General features: G+C 33.2%; 14 protein-coding genes. 12 read left to right on the top strand and 2 right to left on the bottom strand.

Annotation, left to right across the window (positions count from 1 at the left end; genetic code table 11):
- The first annotated feature begins 4 nt into the window (after nt 1-4).
- From secY to carA, 9 genes are all read left to right on the top strand, one after another.
- A complete protein-coding gene (secY, locus tag C3L50_RS01620; protein ID WP_103804326.1) occupies nt 5-1,351 on the top strand; it encodes a preprotein translocase subunit SecY in 1,347 nt (448 codons plus the stop codon).
- Between the two features lie 4 nt (nt 1,352-1,355).
- Nucleotides 1,356-1,571 carry a translation initiation factor IF-1 gene (gene infA / locus C3L50_RS01615; protein ID WP_007136545.1) on the top strand — a complete coding sequence of 72 codons (216 nt, stop codon included), beginning with the start codon at nt 1,356-1,358 and terminating at the stop codon, nt 1,569-1,571.
- Nucleotides 1,572-1,582: 11 nt separating this feature from the next.
- Complete coding sequence (ykgO, locus tag C3L50_RS01610) at nt 1,583-1,699, top strand: type B 50S ribosomal protein L36 (RefSeq protein ID WP_002987490.1); 117 nt, start codon at nt 1,583-1,585, stop codon at nt 1,697-1,699.
- A 2-nt stretch (nt 1,700-1,701) separates the two neighbouring features.
- On the top strand, nt 1,702-2,076 hold the full coding sequence (gene rpsM, locus C3L50_RS01605) for a 30S ribosomal protein S13 (protein WP_103804324.1): 375 nt from the start codon (nt 1,702-1,704) through the stop codon (nt 2,074-2,076).
- Between the two features lie 8 nt (nt 2,077-2,084).
- Nucleotides 2,085-2,468, top strand: coding sequence for a 30S ribosomal protein S11 (gene rpsK / locus C3L50_RS01600; protein ID WP_035637333.1), 384 nt, complete (start codon nt 2,085-2,087; stop codon nt 2,466-2,468).
- Nucleotides 2,469-2,561: 93 nt separating this feature from the next.
- Entirely contained in the window at nt 2,562-3,167 is a 606-nt protein-coding gene (gene rpsD / locus C3L50_RS01595; RefSeq protein WP_103804323.1) for a 30S ribosomal protein S4, read from the top strand.
- Between the two features lie 21 nt (nt 3,168-3,188).
- Nucleotides 3,189-4,181, top strand: coding sequence for a DNA-directed RNA polymerase subunit alpha (locus C3L50_RS01590; protein ID WP_073370541.1), 993 nt, complete (start codon nt 3,189-3,191; stop codon nt 4,179-4,181).
- Between the two features lie 63 nt (nt 4,182-4,244).
- Entirely contained in the window at nt 4,245-4,745 is a 501-nt protein-coding gene (rplQ, locus tag C3L50_RS01585; protein WP_103804321.1) for a 50S ribosomal protein L17, read from the top strand.
- A gap of 270 nt (nt 4,746-5,015) precedes the next feature.
- Nucleotides 5,016-6,116 (top strand): glutamine-hydrolyzing carbamoyl-phosphate synthase small subunit, encoded by a 1,101-nt coding sequence (gene carA / locus C3L50_RS01580; protein WP_103804319.1) that lies wholly within the window; start codon nt 5,016-5,018, stop codon nt 6,114-6,116.
- A 53-nt stretch (nt 6,117-6,169) separates the two neighbouring features.
- Here the strand turns inward: carA and C3L50_RS01575 are convergent, their stop codons facing one another.
- A complete protein-coding gene (locus C3L50_RS01575; protein ID WP_103804317.1) occupies nt 6,170-6,895 on the bottom strand; it encodes a hypothetical protein in 726 nt (241 codons plus the stop codon).
- A gap of 246 nt (nt 6,896-7,141) precedes the next feature.
- Here C3L50_RS01575 and C3L50_RS01570 point away from each other — a divergent pair, with 246 nt between their 5' ends.
- From C3L50_RS01570 to C3L50_RS01560, 3 genes are all read left to right on the top strand, one after another.
- On the top strand, nt 7,142-8,575 hold the full coding sequence (locus tag C3L50_RS01570; RefSeq protein ID WP_103804315.1) for a peptidylprolyl isomerase: 1,434 nt from the start codon (nt 7,142-7,144) through the stop codon (nt 8,573-8,575).
- Nucleotides 8,576-8,647: 72 nt separating this feature from the next.
- Entirely contained in the window at nt 8,648-9,601 is a 954-nt protein-coding gene (locus C3L50_RS01565; RefSeq protein WP_103804313.1) for an AAA family ATPase, read from the top strand.
- 337 nt (nt 9,602-9,938) lie between these two features.
- Nucleotides 9,939-12,710, top strand: a complete 2,772-nt coding sequence (locus C3L50_RS01560; RefSeq protein WP_103804311.1) for a bifunctional aconitate hydratase 2/2-methylisocitrate dehydratase — start codon at nt 9,939-9,941, stop codon at nt 12,708-12,710.
- A gap of 71 nt (nt 12,711-12,781) precedes the next feature.
- Here C3L50_RS01560 and C3L50_RS01555 read toward each other — a convergent pair whose 3' ends face one another.
- Nucleotides 12,782-14,125: a carboxypeptidase-like regulatory domain-containing protein gene (locus tag C3L50_RS01555; protein ID WP_243400312.1), complete on the bottom strand. Its 1,344-nt coding sequence runs from the start codon at nt 14,123-14,125 to the stop codon at nt 12,782-12,784.
- Between the last annotated feature and the right edge of the window lie 256 nt (nt 14,126-14,381).

Below are 14,381 nucleotides of genomic sequence, written 5' to 3'. Positions count from 1 at the left end.
AAAGATGAAGAAATTTATTGAATCATTAGTTAATATTTGGAAAATTGAAGAGCTGAAAAACAGAATCCTATTAACTTTAGGTATACTTTTGGTTTATCGTTTTGGTGCTCACGTTACTCTTCCAGGTATTGATGCTACGCAATTAACGGGTTTAGCTGGTCAAACAAAAAGTGGATTAGGATCTATTATTGATATGTTCTCAGGAGGTGCTTTTTCTAAAGCTTCAGTTTTTGCTTTAGGAATTATGCCTTATATTTCTGCATCTATTGTTGTTCAGTTAATGGGGATTGCAATTCCTTATTTGCAAAAACTTCAAAGTGATGGTGAAAGTGGTAGAAAGAAAATTAATCAAATTACTCGTTGGTTAACAATTGGTATCTCTTTGGTTCAAGGTCCTAGTTATATCTATAATCTTTACAATCAATTGCCAAAAACTGCATTTTTGCTAGGGTATAATTCTATTGAATTTGTATTTTCTTCAGTAATCATTTTAACTACAGGTACAATTTTTGCAATGTGGTTGGGAGAGAAAATCACTGATAAAGGTATCGGAAATGGAATATCTCTATTAATTATGGTAGGTATTTTAGCAAGATTACCACAGGCATTTATTCAAGAGTTTGCGGCCAGAGTTACCAATAATAATGGTGGACCAATGCTTTTGGTAGTTGAAATTATTGTTTGGTTGTTAGTAATCATTTCTTGTATATTGCTAGTAATGGCAATTAGAAAAATTCCTGTTCAGTATGCAAGACGTACAACATCAGGTGATTTTGAAAAAGATATGATGGGTGGTAACAGACAATGGATTCCATTAAAATTAAATGCAGCTGGTGTTATGCCAATCATCTTTGCTCAGGCAATTATGTTTATTCCTGCTGCAGTAGCAGGATTGTCAAAATCAGATGCGTCACAATCTATCGTTAGTGCTTTTAGTAATATGTTCGGTTTTTGGTATAATTTTGTATTTATAACTTTGATAGTTGTATTTACATATTTCTATACTGCAATCACTGTTCCTACAAACAAAATGTCTGACGATTTGAAAAGAAGTGGTGGTTTTATTCCAGGTGTTAGACCAGGAGTTGAAACTTCAGATTTCTTAGATAAAGTGATGTCTTTAATAACCTTCCCAGGTTCATTATTTCTTGCCTTAATCGCTGTGTTCCCAGCAATTGTTGTAAGTCTTATGGATGTGCAACAATCTTGGGCAATGTTTTTTGGAGGAACATCATTGATTATTATGGTTGGAGTTGCAATCGATACGATTCAACAAATTAATTCATACTTGTTGAATAAACATTATGATGGTTTAATGAAAAGTGGGAAAAATAGAAAAGCAGTAGCTTAATTTTATGGCAAAACAATCAGCAATAGAACAAGACGGATCAATAATTGAAGCATTGTCAAATGCAATGTTCCGTGTTGAGTTAGAAAATGGACATATAGTAATTGCTCATATATCTGGAAAAATGCGTATGCATTACATCAAATTATTACCTGGTGATAAAGTGAAACTAGAAATGAGTCCTTACGATTTGTCAAAAGCAAGAATTACTTATAGATATTAAAGATATTCAAAATGAAAGTAAGAGCATCAGTTAAAAAAAGAAGTGCCGAGTGCATTATCGTACGTAGAAAAGGAAGATTATACGTAATCAACAAAAAGAATCCTAGATTTAAACAAAGACAAGGATAATTATGGCAAGAATAGCAGGGGTAGATATCCCAAAAAACAAAAGAGGAGTTATCGCTTTAACCTATATCTTCGGAATTGGTAGAAGTAGAGCAGTTGAGATTTTAGAAAAAGCTCAAGTTAGCCAAGATACAAAAGTTCAAGATTGGAATGATGATGAAATTCACGCAATTCGTGATGCCGTATCTTTCTTCAAAATTGAAGGTGAACTACGTTCAGAAGTTTCCTTAAACATCAAACGTTTAATGGATATTGGATGTTATAGAGGGATTCGTCATAGATCTGGTCTTCCATTAAGAGGACAAAGAACTAAGAACAACTCTAGAACAAGAAAAGGTAAAAGAAAAACTGTTGCTAACAAGAAAAAAGCAACTAAATAATAAGTAATATGGCTAAAGCAACTACAAAAAAACGTAAAGTTATCGTTGAATCAACGGGTGAAGCTCATATTAGTGCCACTTTTAACAACATCATCATTTCTTTGACAAACAAAAAAGGTGAAGTTATTTCTTGGTCTTCAGCAGGTAAAATGGGTTTTAGAGGTTCTAAAAAGAATACTCCATACGCAGCTCAAATGGCAGCAGAAGATTGCAGTAAAGTAGCGTTAGAAGCAGGACTTAAAAAAGTAAAAGTGTATGTAAAAGGACCAGGAAACGGACGTGAGTCTGCTATCCGTTCTTTGCATAATGGTGGAATTGAAGTGACTGAAATCATTGATGTTACTCCAATGCCTCACAACGGATGTCGTCCTCCAAAAAGACGTAGAGTTTAATACTCAAAAACAAATTATAGTATAACCTAGATTGAACAACGATTATCGAAGGATAAGACCTGAATTCATAATCTCAATCTTAAACAATTTAAAATGGCAAGATATACTGGTCCAAGTACAAGAATCGCACGTAAATTCGGCGAAGCAATTTTCGGAGACGATAAAGCTTTCGAAAAAAGAAATTACCCTCCTGGACAACACGGGATGGCAAAAAAAAGAGGAAAAAAATCTGAGTATGCTGTTCAGTTAATGGAAAAGCAAAAAGCTAAATATTCTTATGGAATTTTAGAAAAACAATTCAGAAATTTATTCGAAAAAGCATCAGCGACTAAAGGGGTTACTGGTGAAGTATTATTACAATTATGTGAAGCAAGATTAGACAACGTAGTTTATAGAATGGGTATTGCCCCTTCTAGAAGAGGTGCGCGTCAAATCGTTTCTCACAGACACATTACCGTAAATGGTGAAGTAGTTAATATCCCTTCTTACCACCTTAAACCTGGTGATAAAGTGGCCGTTCGTGCAAAATCTAAATCTTTAGAAGCTATCGAGCGTTCCTTATCAAATTCAAGTCACGTTTATGAATGGATTACTTGGAATAATGATTTAAAAGAAGGTACTTTTGTTTCTGTACCAGCTAGACTTCAAATTCCAGAAAACATTAAAGAGCAATTAATCGTAGAGTTGTACAACAAATAATAATTGACTTAGTCGAAATTTATGGCAATATTTAATTTTCAGAAGCCCGATAAAGTTATCATGATCGATTCAACCGATTTTGAAGGTAAATTTGAATTTAGACCTTTAGAACCTGGTTACGGATTGACAGTTGGTAACGCACTTAGAAGAGTTTTGCTTTCAGCATTAGAAGGTTATGCAATCACATCGGTTCGTATCGAAGGTGTAGATCATGAGTTTTCTACTATCTCAGGAGTTGTTGAAGACGTTACCGAAATTATTCTTAATCTTAAACAAGTACGTTTCAAACGTCAAATTGAAGATATAGATAATGAATCAGTTACTATTTCTGTAACCGGTAAAGATCAATTGACAGCTGGTGATTTCCAGAAGTTTATTTCAGGTTTCCAAGTTTTGAATCCAGAACTTGTAATCTGTAATTTAGACTCTAAAATCAAACTACATTTCGATTTAACTATCGAAAAAGGAAGAGGATATGTTCCTGCTGAAGAGAACAAAAAACAAAATGCTGCAATTGGAACTATTTTTACTGACTCTATTTTTACTCCTGTAAAAAATGTTAAGTATGCTATTGAAAACTTCCGTGTAGAGCAAAAAACAGATTATGAAAAATTGGTTTTTGAAATAAAAACAGATGGTTCTATTAATCCAAAAGACGCTCTTACTGAAGCTGCTAAAGTTTTAATTCACCATTTCATGTTGTTTTCTGACGAAAGAATTACTCTTGAGGCTGACGAAATTGCACAAACAGAATCTTATGATGAAGAATCATTACATATGAGACAATTGCTTAAAACTAAGCTTGTTGATATGGATCTTTCTGTTAGAGCATTAAATTGCTTGAAAGCGGCAGAAGTTGATACACTTGGAGATTTAGTATCTTTCAATAAAAATGACCTAATGAAATTCCGTAATTTCGGTAAAAAATCTTTAACTGAACTAGATGAACTAGTGGCAATTAAAAATTTGAACTTCGGTATGGATTTAGCAAAATACAAATTAGATAAAGAATAAACCACTTCGTATTTTGCTCTCCAAAGAGGATAGTAGCAAGATGAAGGTTTAAAAAAACACGTCATGAGACACGGAAAAAAATTCAATCACTTAAGCAGACAGACTGCACATAGAAGTTCTATGTTAGCTAATATGGCTTGTTCTTTGATCGAGCACAAACGTATTAACACTACTGTTGCAAAAGCAAAAGCGCTTAAACAATTTGTTGAGCCATTAATAACAAAATCTAAAGCTGACACGACTCACAATCGTCGTATCGTTTTTGGATACTTACGTAGCAAATATGCCGTAACTGACTTGTTCAGAGACGTAGCTGCTAAAGTAGGTGACCGTCCAGGTGGATACACTCGTATCATTAAAGTTGGAAATCGTTTAGGAGATAATGCTGATATGGCAATGATCGAATTAGTAGATTTTAATGAACTTTACAACGGAGGTAAAAAAGAAGTTAAAAAAGCAAAAAGCCGTCGTGGTGGAAAAGCTAAGAAAGCGGATGATACTGCAGCTCCTGTTGCTGAAGCTCCATCTGCTGAAACTGAAACTCCATCAGAGTCTGCTGAATAATTATGAAGATAATCATTCAATAAAAATCAAGGATAAACTTTTGTTAGTTTGTCCTTTTTTTTTGTTTTTTTTGAAGTATTAATCTAAAGTTCTTTATTTCTTCATCCTTCTTTTTTGGGTAATTATTACTATTTAAAGGTTATTATTTATAGTAATAGGGATTGTTTTAATTCTGTTTGGTTATAGAGTAACGACTTTAAAATATATATTTTCAATAAACATTGCATTGACTGTTTTAAAAAATTAAATTTGCAAAATATTTAACTACTAATGAAATACACAACACGAAAAAGCGCCATATTATTATTAAGTGACGGAACCATATTTCACGGAAAATCTATTGGGATTTCTGGAACTACTTTTGGTGAAGTTTGTTTTAATACTGGAATGACAGGTTATCAAGAGATATTTACAGATCCGTCTTACTACGGACAAATTATGGTAGCGACCAATGCTCATATTGGAAACTACGGAGTTAATGATAAAGAAGTTGAATCCGAAAGTATTAAAATTTCAGGTTTGGTTTGTAAAAATTTTAGCTTCAATTATTCTCGTGAAGATGCAACTGGAAGTTTAGAAGAGTACTTTACTAAGCAAAATTTGATTTGTATTTCTGACGTAGATACTCGTGGTTTGGTTAGTTATATTCGTGATAATGGAGCTATGAATTCAGTGATTTGCACAGACGATACTCCAATAGAAGAACTAAAAGCTGCTTTGGCAAAAGTGCCAGACATGAAAGGTTTGGAATTAGCTTCAAAAGTTTCGACTAAAGAGCCTTATTATTTTGGTGATGAGAATGCAAAGTATAAAATCTCAGCTTTAGATTTAGGAATTAAAACCAATATCCTTCGCAACCTTGCCAAGAGAGATTGCTATATTAAAGTGTTTCCTTATGATTCTAAATACTCAGAATTAGCTTCGTTTAATCCAGATGGTTTTTTCTTATCGAATGGGCCTGGAGATCCAGAACCATTGGTAAGTTCTATTGAGGTGGCCAAAGAAATCTTGGCTAATGATAAGCCTTTATTTGGAATTTGTTTGGGGCATCAAGTAATTGGTTTGGCCAATGGAATTTCGACCTATAAAATGTTCAATGGACATAGAGGAATTAATCATCCTGTTAAAAATGTGATTACAGGCAAAGGAGAAATTACTTCGCAAAATCACGGTTTTGCCGTAAATAAAGAAGAGTTAGATAATCATCCTGAAATGGAAATCACGCATCTTCATTTGAATGATGGAACAGTTGCAGGTATGCGATTAAAAAACAAAAACTGTTTTTCAGTGCAATACCATCCAGAAGCAAGTCCTGGACCACACGATTCGTCTTATTTATTTGATCAATTCGTAGAGAATTTAAAAAAATAAATTTTCACTATATTCTTTTAAAAGCTGTCGTTAATGGCAGCTTTTTTATTGCTTCATTTCAAATTTTTAAACTCTTTGTTTTTGATTAATAAAAAATCCAAAAGAAGCAACGGATTTGAATTTTCTAAAACTGTTTTTGATTTAGGGTCGGCATCACAGTATTCTAGAAATAGCGCTATTTCTTCGGGTTTTAATTTCAATGAATTGATGAAAAACTCCTCTTCGAAATTGGTTTTTGTTAATTCCTTAAATTCAATTTTAGCGTGGCTTTCTTTTTTGTCCTCTTTTTTCTTATTGAAAACAGCTAAAATCATTTTTCCAATTCTTATAAAATCAGGGCTGTTTAGTATTACACCATCATAAACTCCAATTGGTTTGGGGCGATTTGCTTTTTCTAGATTTATTTCGTCAGCAGCAGCTTGACTATAAAAACCTTTTGATTTGAAGGGTGCTTTTGTAATTATGACTTCTTCTAGTTCTTCTGGTTTTTGTGTCAATGTTATTCTGAGACTGTTTCTTTTAAAATCTTCTTTTTCTAAAAATAACCTTTTGTAATAGTGTTTTTTTGAAATAAATACGAGCATGTCTTCCTCTTTTGCCGCAATCAAAAAAACTCCCTCGCTATTGGTTATTGCTGTTTTTTCGGTTACTAAATTGACGACTTCAATTCCCTGAACAGGAGAATCATCACATAGAACGATGCCTTTGATGGGTTTTTCGGTTTGTGAAAAGCAACAATGTATTGTGAATATGAAGTATAAAAGTAGTAGTTTTTTCATTTCTTTGATTTACTTGATTGTAAAGCTATTTAATACATTCTAAACTAAATCAAAACTTGTCTATAAAGTTTTGTTAATACTCCTAAGGAAACTTGTATTGTGTGTTTGAATTGTTATTTTTGTTTTAGGTTAAAATAATTCTGTTTCTTGATGCTTAAAATGTATATTTGATTCATTAATTCAGTCGAAGCAGTAATGAAATTTCATCGATTCACTATAGTTTATAATTAAATATATTTCAAAATAATGCGTTCTAAATCAATACAAATGAAATCCATAATTAATACAATTGCCTTTGTTTTTTTTCTTTTTCTCTTTTTCAGCGGAACGGCAATGGCGCAAGAGATTATTAAAGAAAACGCTGTTGACACTATAAAAAAAGCTCCTTCTGCTAAAAAGCAAAAAATTGACGGTATCATTGCTAAAGTGGGAGATTATATTATTTTGGATTCGGACATAGACAAATCGTATTTAGAAATTTCAAGTCAAGGTGGTTCTATAAAAGATATTACTCGTTGTCAGATTTTGGGTAAAATTATGGAAGATAAATTATATGCTCACCAAGCCGTGATTGATAGTGTTAAAGTAACTGATTCTGAGGTGAAATCAATGATGGATGAAAGGTTAAGTTATATGGTGGAGCAAATAGGTTCAATGGATAAAGTGGTTAAATACTACAAGAAAAACACCGAAGAAGATTTTAGATCCTATTTCTTTGATGTTTTGAAAGAACAAAAATTAACTTCGGAAATGCAGAAAAAAATCATTGATGAAGTAGATATTACACCAGAAGAAGTTAGAGATTTTTTCAAAAAAATTCCAACTGCAGATCTACCTGTTTTTGGTGCTGAGATGGAAGTAGCTCAAATTGTTGTCACCCCAAAAGTTTCTGAGGCCGAAAAACAAAAAGTGATTGATAAATTGAATGAATTCAAAAAAGAAGTGCAAGCTGGTGAATCTAGTTTTGCGACAAAAGCAGTTTTATATTCACAAGATCCTGGTTCGAGAGCTACAGGAGGATTTTATAAAATGACCAAAAAAACACCTTTCGTCAAAGAGTTTAAAGAGGTAGCATTTAGTCTTCAAGAAGGTGAAATTTCTGAACCCTTTGAAACGGATTTTGGTTATCACATTATATATGTAGAGAAAATCAAAGGTCAAGAGGTAGAATTGCGTCATATATTATTGATACCTTCTGTTACGCCAGAGGATTTAAAAGAGGCTAAAGAAAAAATTACTTTAATTAAAAAAAGAATCGAAGACAAGGAAATTACTTTTGATAAAGCGGCAAAAACCATGTCGGACGAAAAAGAGACTAGAGCAAATGGAGGTGCTTTAATTAATCCTAAAACTCAAGACACTCGTTTTGAATTGACCAAAATGGATCCTACTTTGTACAGTCGAGTTTCAAATTTGAAAGAAGGAGAAATCACTTCGCCAATAATGGATGATGATCAATCCGGAAAGAAAAAATACAAGATAATTACGGTTACCAATAGAATAAACGAGCATACTGCTGATTATGCCAAAGATTACATTAAAATTAAAGATTTGGCTTTAAAAGAAAAACAAATCAAAGCTATCGGAAAATGGTTTGATGATAAAATTAAAGACACTTATATTAGAGTTAACGGCGAATACAGAGATTGTACTTTTACAAACAATTGGCTCAAAAAATAATTATAAGTTATGAATGATGAGTTTTTATATGAAAGCTCATCATTCATAATTCATAACTCATCATTCAAAAATATGTCAGACGTCGCAGCTATTCATAATTTAGTTCAAAAAAGGAATTCGCTAAAAGCCGAAATCGCCAAAATTATTGTGGGTCAAGATACGGTAGTAGATCAAATTCTATTGTGTATTTTTTCTGGAGGTCACGCTCTTTTAGTAGGAGTGCCGGGATTAGCAAAAACTTTGATGGTAAATACCTTAGCACAAGCATTAGGTTTAGATTTTAAAAGAATCCAATTTACGCCCGATTTAATGCCATCTGATATTTTAGGAAGTGAAATATTGGATGAAAATCGCCATTTCAAATTTATCAGAGGCCCCATATTTTCGAATATTATCCTAGCCGACGAAATCAATAGAACGCCTCCAAAAACGCAGGCAGCTTTGCTTGAAGCGATGCAGGAACGTTCAGTAACCATTGCTGGTCATAACTATAAGCTAGATTTGCCTTATTTTGTATTGGCTACTCAAAATCCAATTGAGCAAGAAGGAACTTATCCTTTGCCAGAAGCGCAATTAGATCGTTTTATGTTTGCTATCAAACTAGATTATCCTTCTTTTGAAGAAGAAGTTCAGGTGGTAAAAAGAACGACTTCTGATTCACATTCAGTAATAAATCCTTTGTTTACGGCTCAAGAAATAATTGAATTCCAACACTTGATTCGTAGGATTCCAGTGGCCGATAATGTAATTGAATATGCAGTTACTTTGGTCAGTAAAACACGTCCAGATAATCCTTTGTCTAATGAATTTGTCAAAAATTATTTAGATTGGGGAGCAGGACCCAGAGCTTCTCAAAATTTGATTTTGGCGGCTAAAGCCAATGCAGCATTCAACGGAAAATTTTCTCCCGATATTGAAGATGTAAAAGCGGTGGCTACAGGAATTCTTCGTCACAGAATCATCAAAAACTACAAAGCCGATGCTGAGGGAATTACTGAAGAAATGATTATTGATAAATTGATTTAATTCATTTCAGTATATTTCATTTTATTTAGCTGGAAAAAAAATCTATTCAGGGTTTTAAAGCTCTAAAAGTGATTCATAAGTCTTTTTTTATATGCTCTAAACTAGCGATTATTTAAATTTTCAATCTGATTTTTAGAATTTTTCAATAAAAGACATTTAATTTCTTTTATGTGTAATTATCAGCAAGGAAACGGCTTATTATGCTAATATTTTTTAAATCTCAGCATAAATTCTTAATTTTGCATCACAAAAAAAATATAAAAACCAAAAACTATTTTGGCATTTGTTTTTGAATTCATCAAAGAAATTTGCCTTTAACACTGAAAAGACTTCTATTATGAGTATTTATAACGATTATCTAAACGAAATCGAAGAGCGAAAAGGTCAAGGACTTCATCCTAAACCAATCGATGGTGCTGAATTATTGAGCGAAATCATTGCTCAAATTAAAGATGTGAATAATGCTTATCGAGCAGATTCGCTTCAATTTTTTATTTACAATACTGTTCCTGGAACTACTCCTGCAGCTAATGTGAAAGCTAAATTTTTGAAGGAGATTGTTCTTGGAGAATCCGTGGTAAAAGAAATTACAGTGGCTTTTGCCTTTGAATTATTATCACATATGAAAGGCGGACCTTCTATTGAAGTATTGCTTGATTTGGCTTTGGGTAGCGATGTGGCTATTGCAAAACAAGCGGCAGAAGTTCTTAAGACACAAGTATATCTTTATGATGCTGATATGGCTCGTTTAGGCGACGCATTCAAAAGCGGAAACGAAATTGCAAAAGAAATTTTGGAAAGTTATGCTAAAGCGGAGTTTTTTACTAAACTTCCAGAAGTAGCTGAAGAAATTAAAATAGTTACTTTTATTGCTGGTGAAGGAGATATTTCAACCGATTTGCTTTCTCCAGGAAACCAAGCACACTCTCGTTCTGATCGTGAGTTGCACGGAAAATGTATGATTACGCCTGAAGCTCAAGCGGAAATCAAAGCATTACAAGCACAACACCCTGACAAATCGGTGATGTTAATTGCTGAAAAAGGGACGATGGGAGTGGGTTCTTCAAGGATGTCAGGTGTAAATAACGTGGCACTTTGGAGCGGTAAACAAGCCAGTCCATACATTCCATTCGTGAATATTGCTCCAATTGTGGGTGGTACTAACGGAATTTCTCCTATTTTCTTAACGACTGTTGATGTAACTGGTGGTATCGGTTTGGATCTTAAAAACTGGGTAAAAAAGGTGGATGAAGCAGGGAATGTTCTTCGTGACGAAAGTGGTGATCCTATTTTGGAAGAAGTATATTCTGTTGCAACAGGAACGGTACTTACTATCAATACTAAAACCAAAAAACTATACAAAGGAGACCAAGAATTAATAGATATTTCTAAAGCATTCACTCCTCAAAAACTTGAATTTATAAAAGCAGGTGGTTCTTATGCTATTGTATTTGGGAAAAAATTACAAACATTCGCTTCTAAAACTTTAGGTATTGATACTGTACCTGTATTTGCTCCGTCAAAAGAAGTTTCTATCGAAGGACAAGGACTTACAGCAGTTGAAAAAATATTTAATAAAAATGCAGTTGGAACAACTCCGGGTAAAATTTTGCACGCTGGTTCTGACGTTCGTGTAACGGTAAACATTGTAGGTTCGCAAGATACCACTGGTTTGATGACTTCACAAGAATTAGAGTCTATGGCCGCTACAGTTATTTCGCCAATCGTTGATGGTGCTTACCAATCAGGATGTCATACTGCTTCGGTTTGGGACAATAAATCGAAAGCGAATATTCCTAGATTGATGAAATTTATGAACGATTTCGGTTTGATTACAGCTCGTGACCCCAAAGGTGTTTACCACGCTATGACCGATGTAATTCACAAAGTATTGAATGATATTACAGTTGATGATTGGGCTATCATTATTGGTGGTGACTCTCATACTCGAATGTCAAAAGGGGTTGCTTTTGGCGCCGATTCAGGTACTGTTGCGCTTGCATTAGCTACTGGAGAGGCTTCTATGCCAATTCCAGAATCTGTGAAAGTAACGTTCAAAGGAACAATGAAATCGTATATGGATTTCCGTGATGTGGTGCATGCTACTCAATCTCAAATGTTGCAACAGTTTGGTGGCGAAAACGTATTTCAAGGAAAAATCATCGAGGTTCACATCGGGACGCTTACTGCTGACCAGGCCTTTACATTTACAGACTGGACTGCCGAAATGAAAGCAAAAGCGTCTATCTGTATTTCTGAAGATGCTACTTTGATTGAATCATTGGAAATTGCAAAAAGCAGAATCCAAATTATGATTGACAAAGGTATGGATAACAAAAACCAAGTGCTTCAAGGCTTAATTAACAAAGCAGATAAGAGAATTGCAGAAATTCAATCAGGAGAAAAACCAGCCTTAAGACCAGATGCTAATGCAAAATATTATGCAGAAGTTGTGGTTGATTTGGATTTGATTGCAGAGCCAATGATTGCCGATCCTGATGTAAATAATGTCGATGTTTCTAAAAGATATACTCACGATACCATTAGACCTTTATCTTTTTATGGTGGAGATAAAAAAGTAGATCTTGGATTTATAGGTTCTTGTATGGTTCACAAAGGCGATATGAAAATATTAGCTCAAATGCTTAAAAATATAGAAAATCAGCAAGGTAAGGTAGAGTTCAAAGCGCCGCTAGTTGTTGCGCCACCTACTTATAACATCGTTGATGAGTTGAAAGCAGAAGGCGACTGGGAAGTGTTACAAAAATACTCTGGTTTCGAATTTGATGATAATGCACCGAAAGCTGCAGCGCGTACATCTTATGAAAAAATGTTGTATTTAGAGCGTCCAGGTTGTAATCTTTGTATGGGTAACCAAGAAAAAGCTGCAAAAGGAGATACTGTAATGGCAACTTCAACTCGTCTTTTCCAAGGTAGAGTTGTAGAAGATACCGAAGGTAAAAAAGGAGAATCATTATTATCTTCTACTCCAGTTGTAGTTTTATCTACTGTACTTGGACGAACTCCAACAATAGAAGAATACAAAACGGCTGTTGAAGGTATCAATCTAACTAAATTTGCTCCATCGCATAAGTTGTTAGTGAAATAATCATACAGTATTATAAATATTTAAAAGCCTGAGTTATAACTTGGGCTTTTTTTATGTTTTAAATAGAGGGTTTATAAGAATTTCGCCCTAATTGGTTTCGTGTTTTTAAATTCATTGACATCAATACTAATTAAAATTGGCGAAGGATATTTAGAATAGTAGTTTTCGATATAACCACCAAATACATACAATTTGTCTTCTGAATAAAATAATTTTGAAGCTTGTAAAGGCAAATCGATTTGGTATTCTTTCAACAATCGGGTGTTTGTGTCTAAAGTGTAGATTCTTTCATTATCAAAAAAATAAATCAAATTACTATCATTTGTAATTGCTGGCCTGCTTACCGCTTTAAATAATTCTCCTTCAGTTGTCCATTTTTCGGTAATTAAATCAAAACTTTCTATGGTGTTCAAAGGCTTAGAATTAAAGCCTCCGACTAAATATATTTTGTTTTTAATCAAGACTCCGGTGGTTTCTTTAGCTGTGGGTAAATTGTCTAATTCATACCAATAGCCCGAATTTATATTGTAAGAGTGAATTTTGTTAGAGTATAATTTAACTGCATCTTCATTCATTTTTGTTGATCCTCCCATGACTATTAGATTGCCATTATATTCAAAAGAGGCAAAATCAGCTGCTTGATGAGGATTAGTGTTGTCTATAATAATAGATTGATTTTCGGGGTCAAAAACTTCAATTTTATCGTCTAAATATTCAAAAACTCCATTTGCAGAAACCCGTTTTCCTCCTAAAACATAAATTTTATTATTGTATTCGTTTAGATTATGATAGGCTCTTTTTCTAAATTTTAGTTTAGAAGTTTCCCAAGTATTGGTTTTTATATCATAAATAAGAAGGTTTCCTTTATAGTATTGACCAGAAAACTGAAAACTAAGTTCACGCAGATAATCTTCCATTGTAGGATCTACTTTTTCATATTGTACTTTTTTCCAAGCATCTGTTGCGAACGAGGCATCTCCTCCAATGACATAGATTTTGTTGTCTTTTAGAATTGAACCAAAAGAAAACAAGGGGTATTTTGAAGGTTTTAGTTTTGTAAAAGCAATTTTTGATTTTAATGGTTTGTTGGCTTGAATGCTAATTCCAGGTAAGGATTCGATTTTTTCTTCTAGGTAAATCAAAAAATTATTCTTCTTTAATTCTGAGAATACAATAGTTTTTGAGGCATATCCAACATGTGTAAATGAGATAGAATCAGTTTCGGCCAATTCTACTGGAACTCTAAGTTTGAATTCGCCATTATCATCCGTTTTAGAATTCACGCTAAAACTTTTTAGAGTTATGTTTACATCCTTAATAGGTAGATTTTCCTTCTCACTTAATACAATCCCTTTTATGTTTTGTGTAAATGAAAATAGAGGAATGAGAAATATAAGTAATCGTATTTTTTTCAAAAAAGATTTCATTAGGTCTGTTGGAGGATTAAAATTACTATATATTTTTTAATCGTAGGGCTATAATTTTGCTAATTTTCAATCAAAACTTTGTTAAATTGATTATAAAGAGCGGGTCAAAAATTGCGAAATTTATATTTATAGCTTAAATTTGTTTTTAGGTTATACTTTATTGTTAAAGTTTGCCGTAAAAGTAAAATAATTATTCAATTTTTAGAATAATATAGGTTGTTGTATCGCGTTGTTAATTGAAGAA

The sequence above is a fragment of the Flavobacterium alvei genome, from assembly GCF_002920895.1.
Taxonomy (GTDB): Bacteria; Bacteroidota; Bacteroidia; order Flavobacteriales; family Flavobacteriaceae; genus Flavobacterium; species Flavobacterium alvei.
The sequence above is the reverse complement of the archived record's forward strand: the minus strand, read 5'-3'. Positions and strand labels throughout refer to the sequence as shown.

Excerpts from the sequence above, each read along its gene's own strand:
- ykgO (WP_002987490.1), top strand. The coding sequence starts at position 1,583 with ATGAAAGTAAGAGCATCAGTTAAAAAAAGAAGTGCCGAGTGCATTATC.
- C3L50_RS01560 (WP_103804311.1), top strand. The coding sequence starts at position 9,939 with ATGAGTATTTATAACGATTATCTAAACGAAATCGAAGAGCGAAAAGGT.
- secY (WP_103804326.1), top strand. The coding sequence starts at position 5 with ATGAAGAAATTTATTGAATCATTAGTTAATATTTGGAAAATTGAAGAG.
- infA (WP_007136545.1), top strand. The coding sequence starts at position 1,356 with ATGGCAAAACAATCAGCAATAGAACAAGACGGATCAATAATTGAAGCA.
- rpsM (WP_103804324.1), top strand. The coding sequence starts at position 1,702 with ATGGCAAGAATAGCAGGGGTAGATATCCCAAAAAACAAAAGAGGAGTT.
- C3L50_RS01575 (WP_103804317.1), bottom strand. The coding sequence starts at position 6,895 with ATGAAAAAACTACTACTTTTATACTTCATATTCACAATACATTGTTGC.
- rplQ (WP_103804321.1), top strand. The coding sequence starts at position 4,245 with ATGAGACACGGAAAAAAATTCAATCACTTAAGCAGACAGACTGCACAT.
- C3L50_RS01570 (WP_103804315.1), top strand. The coding sequence starts at position 7,142 with ATGCGTTCTAAATCAATACAAATGAAATCCATAATTAATACAATTGCC.
- rpsD (WP_103804323.1), top strand. The coding sequence starts at position 2,562 with ATGGCAAGATATACTGGTCCAAGTACAAGAATCGCACGTAAATTCGGC.
- C3L50_RS01565 (WP_103804313.1), top strand. The coding sequence starts at position 8,648 with ATGTCAGACGTCGCAGCTATTCATAATTTAGTTCAAAAAAGGAATTCG.
- carA (WP_103804319.1), top strand. The coding sequence starts at position 5,016 with ATGAAATACACAACACGAAAAAGCGCCATATTATTATTAAGTGACGGA.
- C3L50_RS01590 (WP_073370541.1), top strand. The coding sequence starts at position 3,189 with ATGGCAATATTTAATTTTCAGAAGCCCGATAAAGTTATCATGATCGAT.
- rpsK (WP_035637333.1), top strand. The coding sequence starts at position 2,085 with ATGGCTAAAGCAACTACAAAAAAACGTAAAGTTATCGTTGAATCAACG.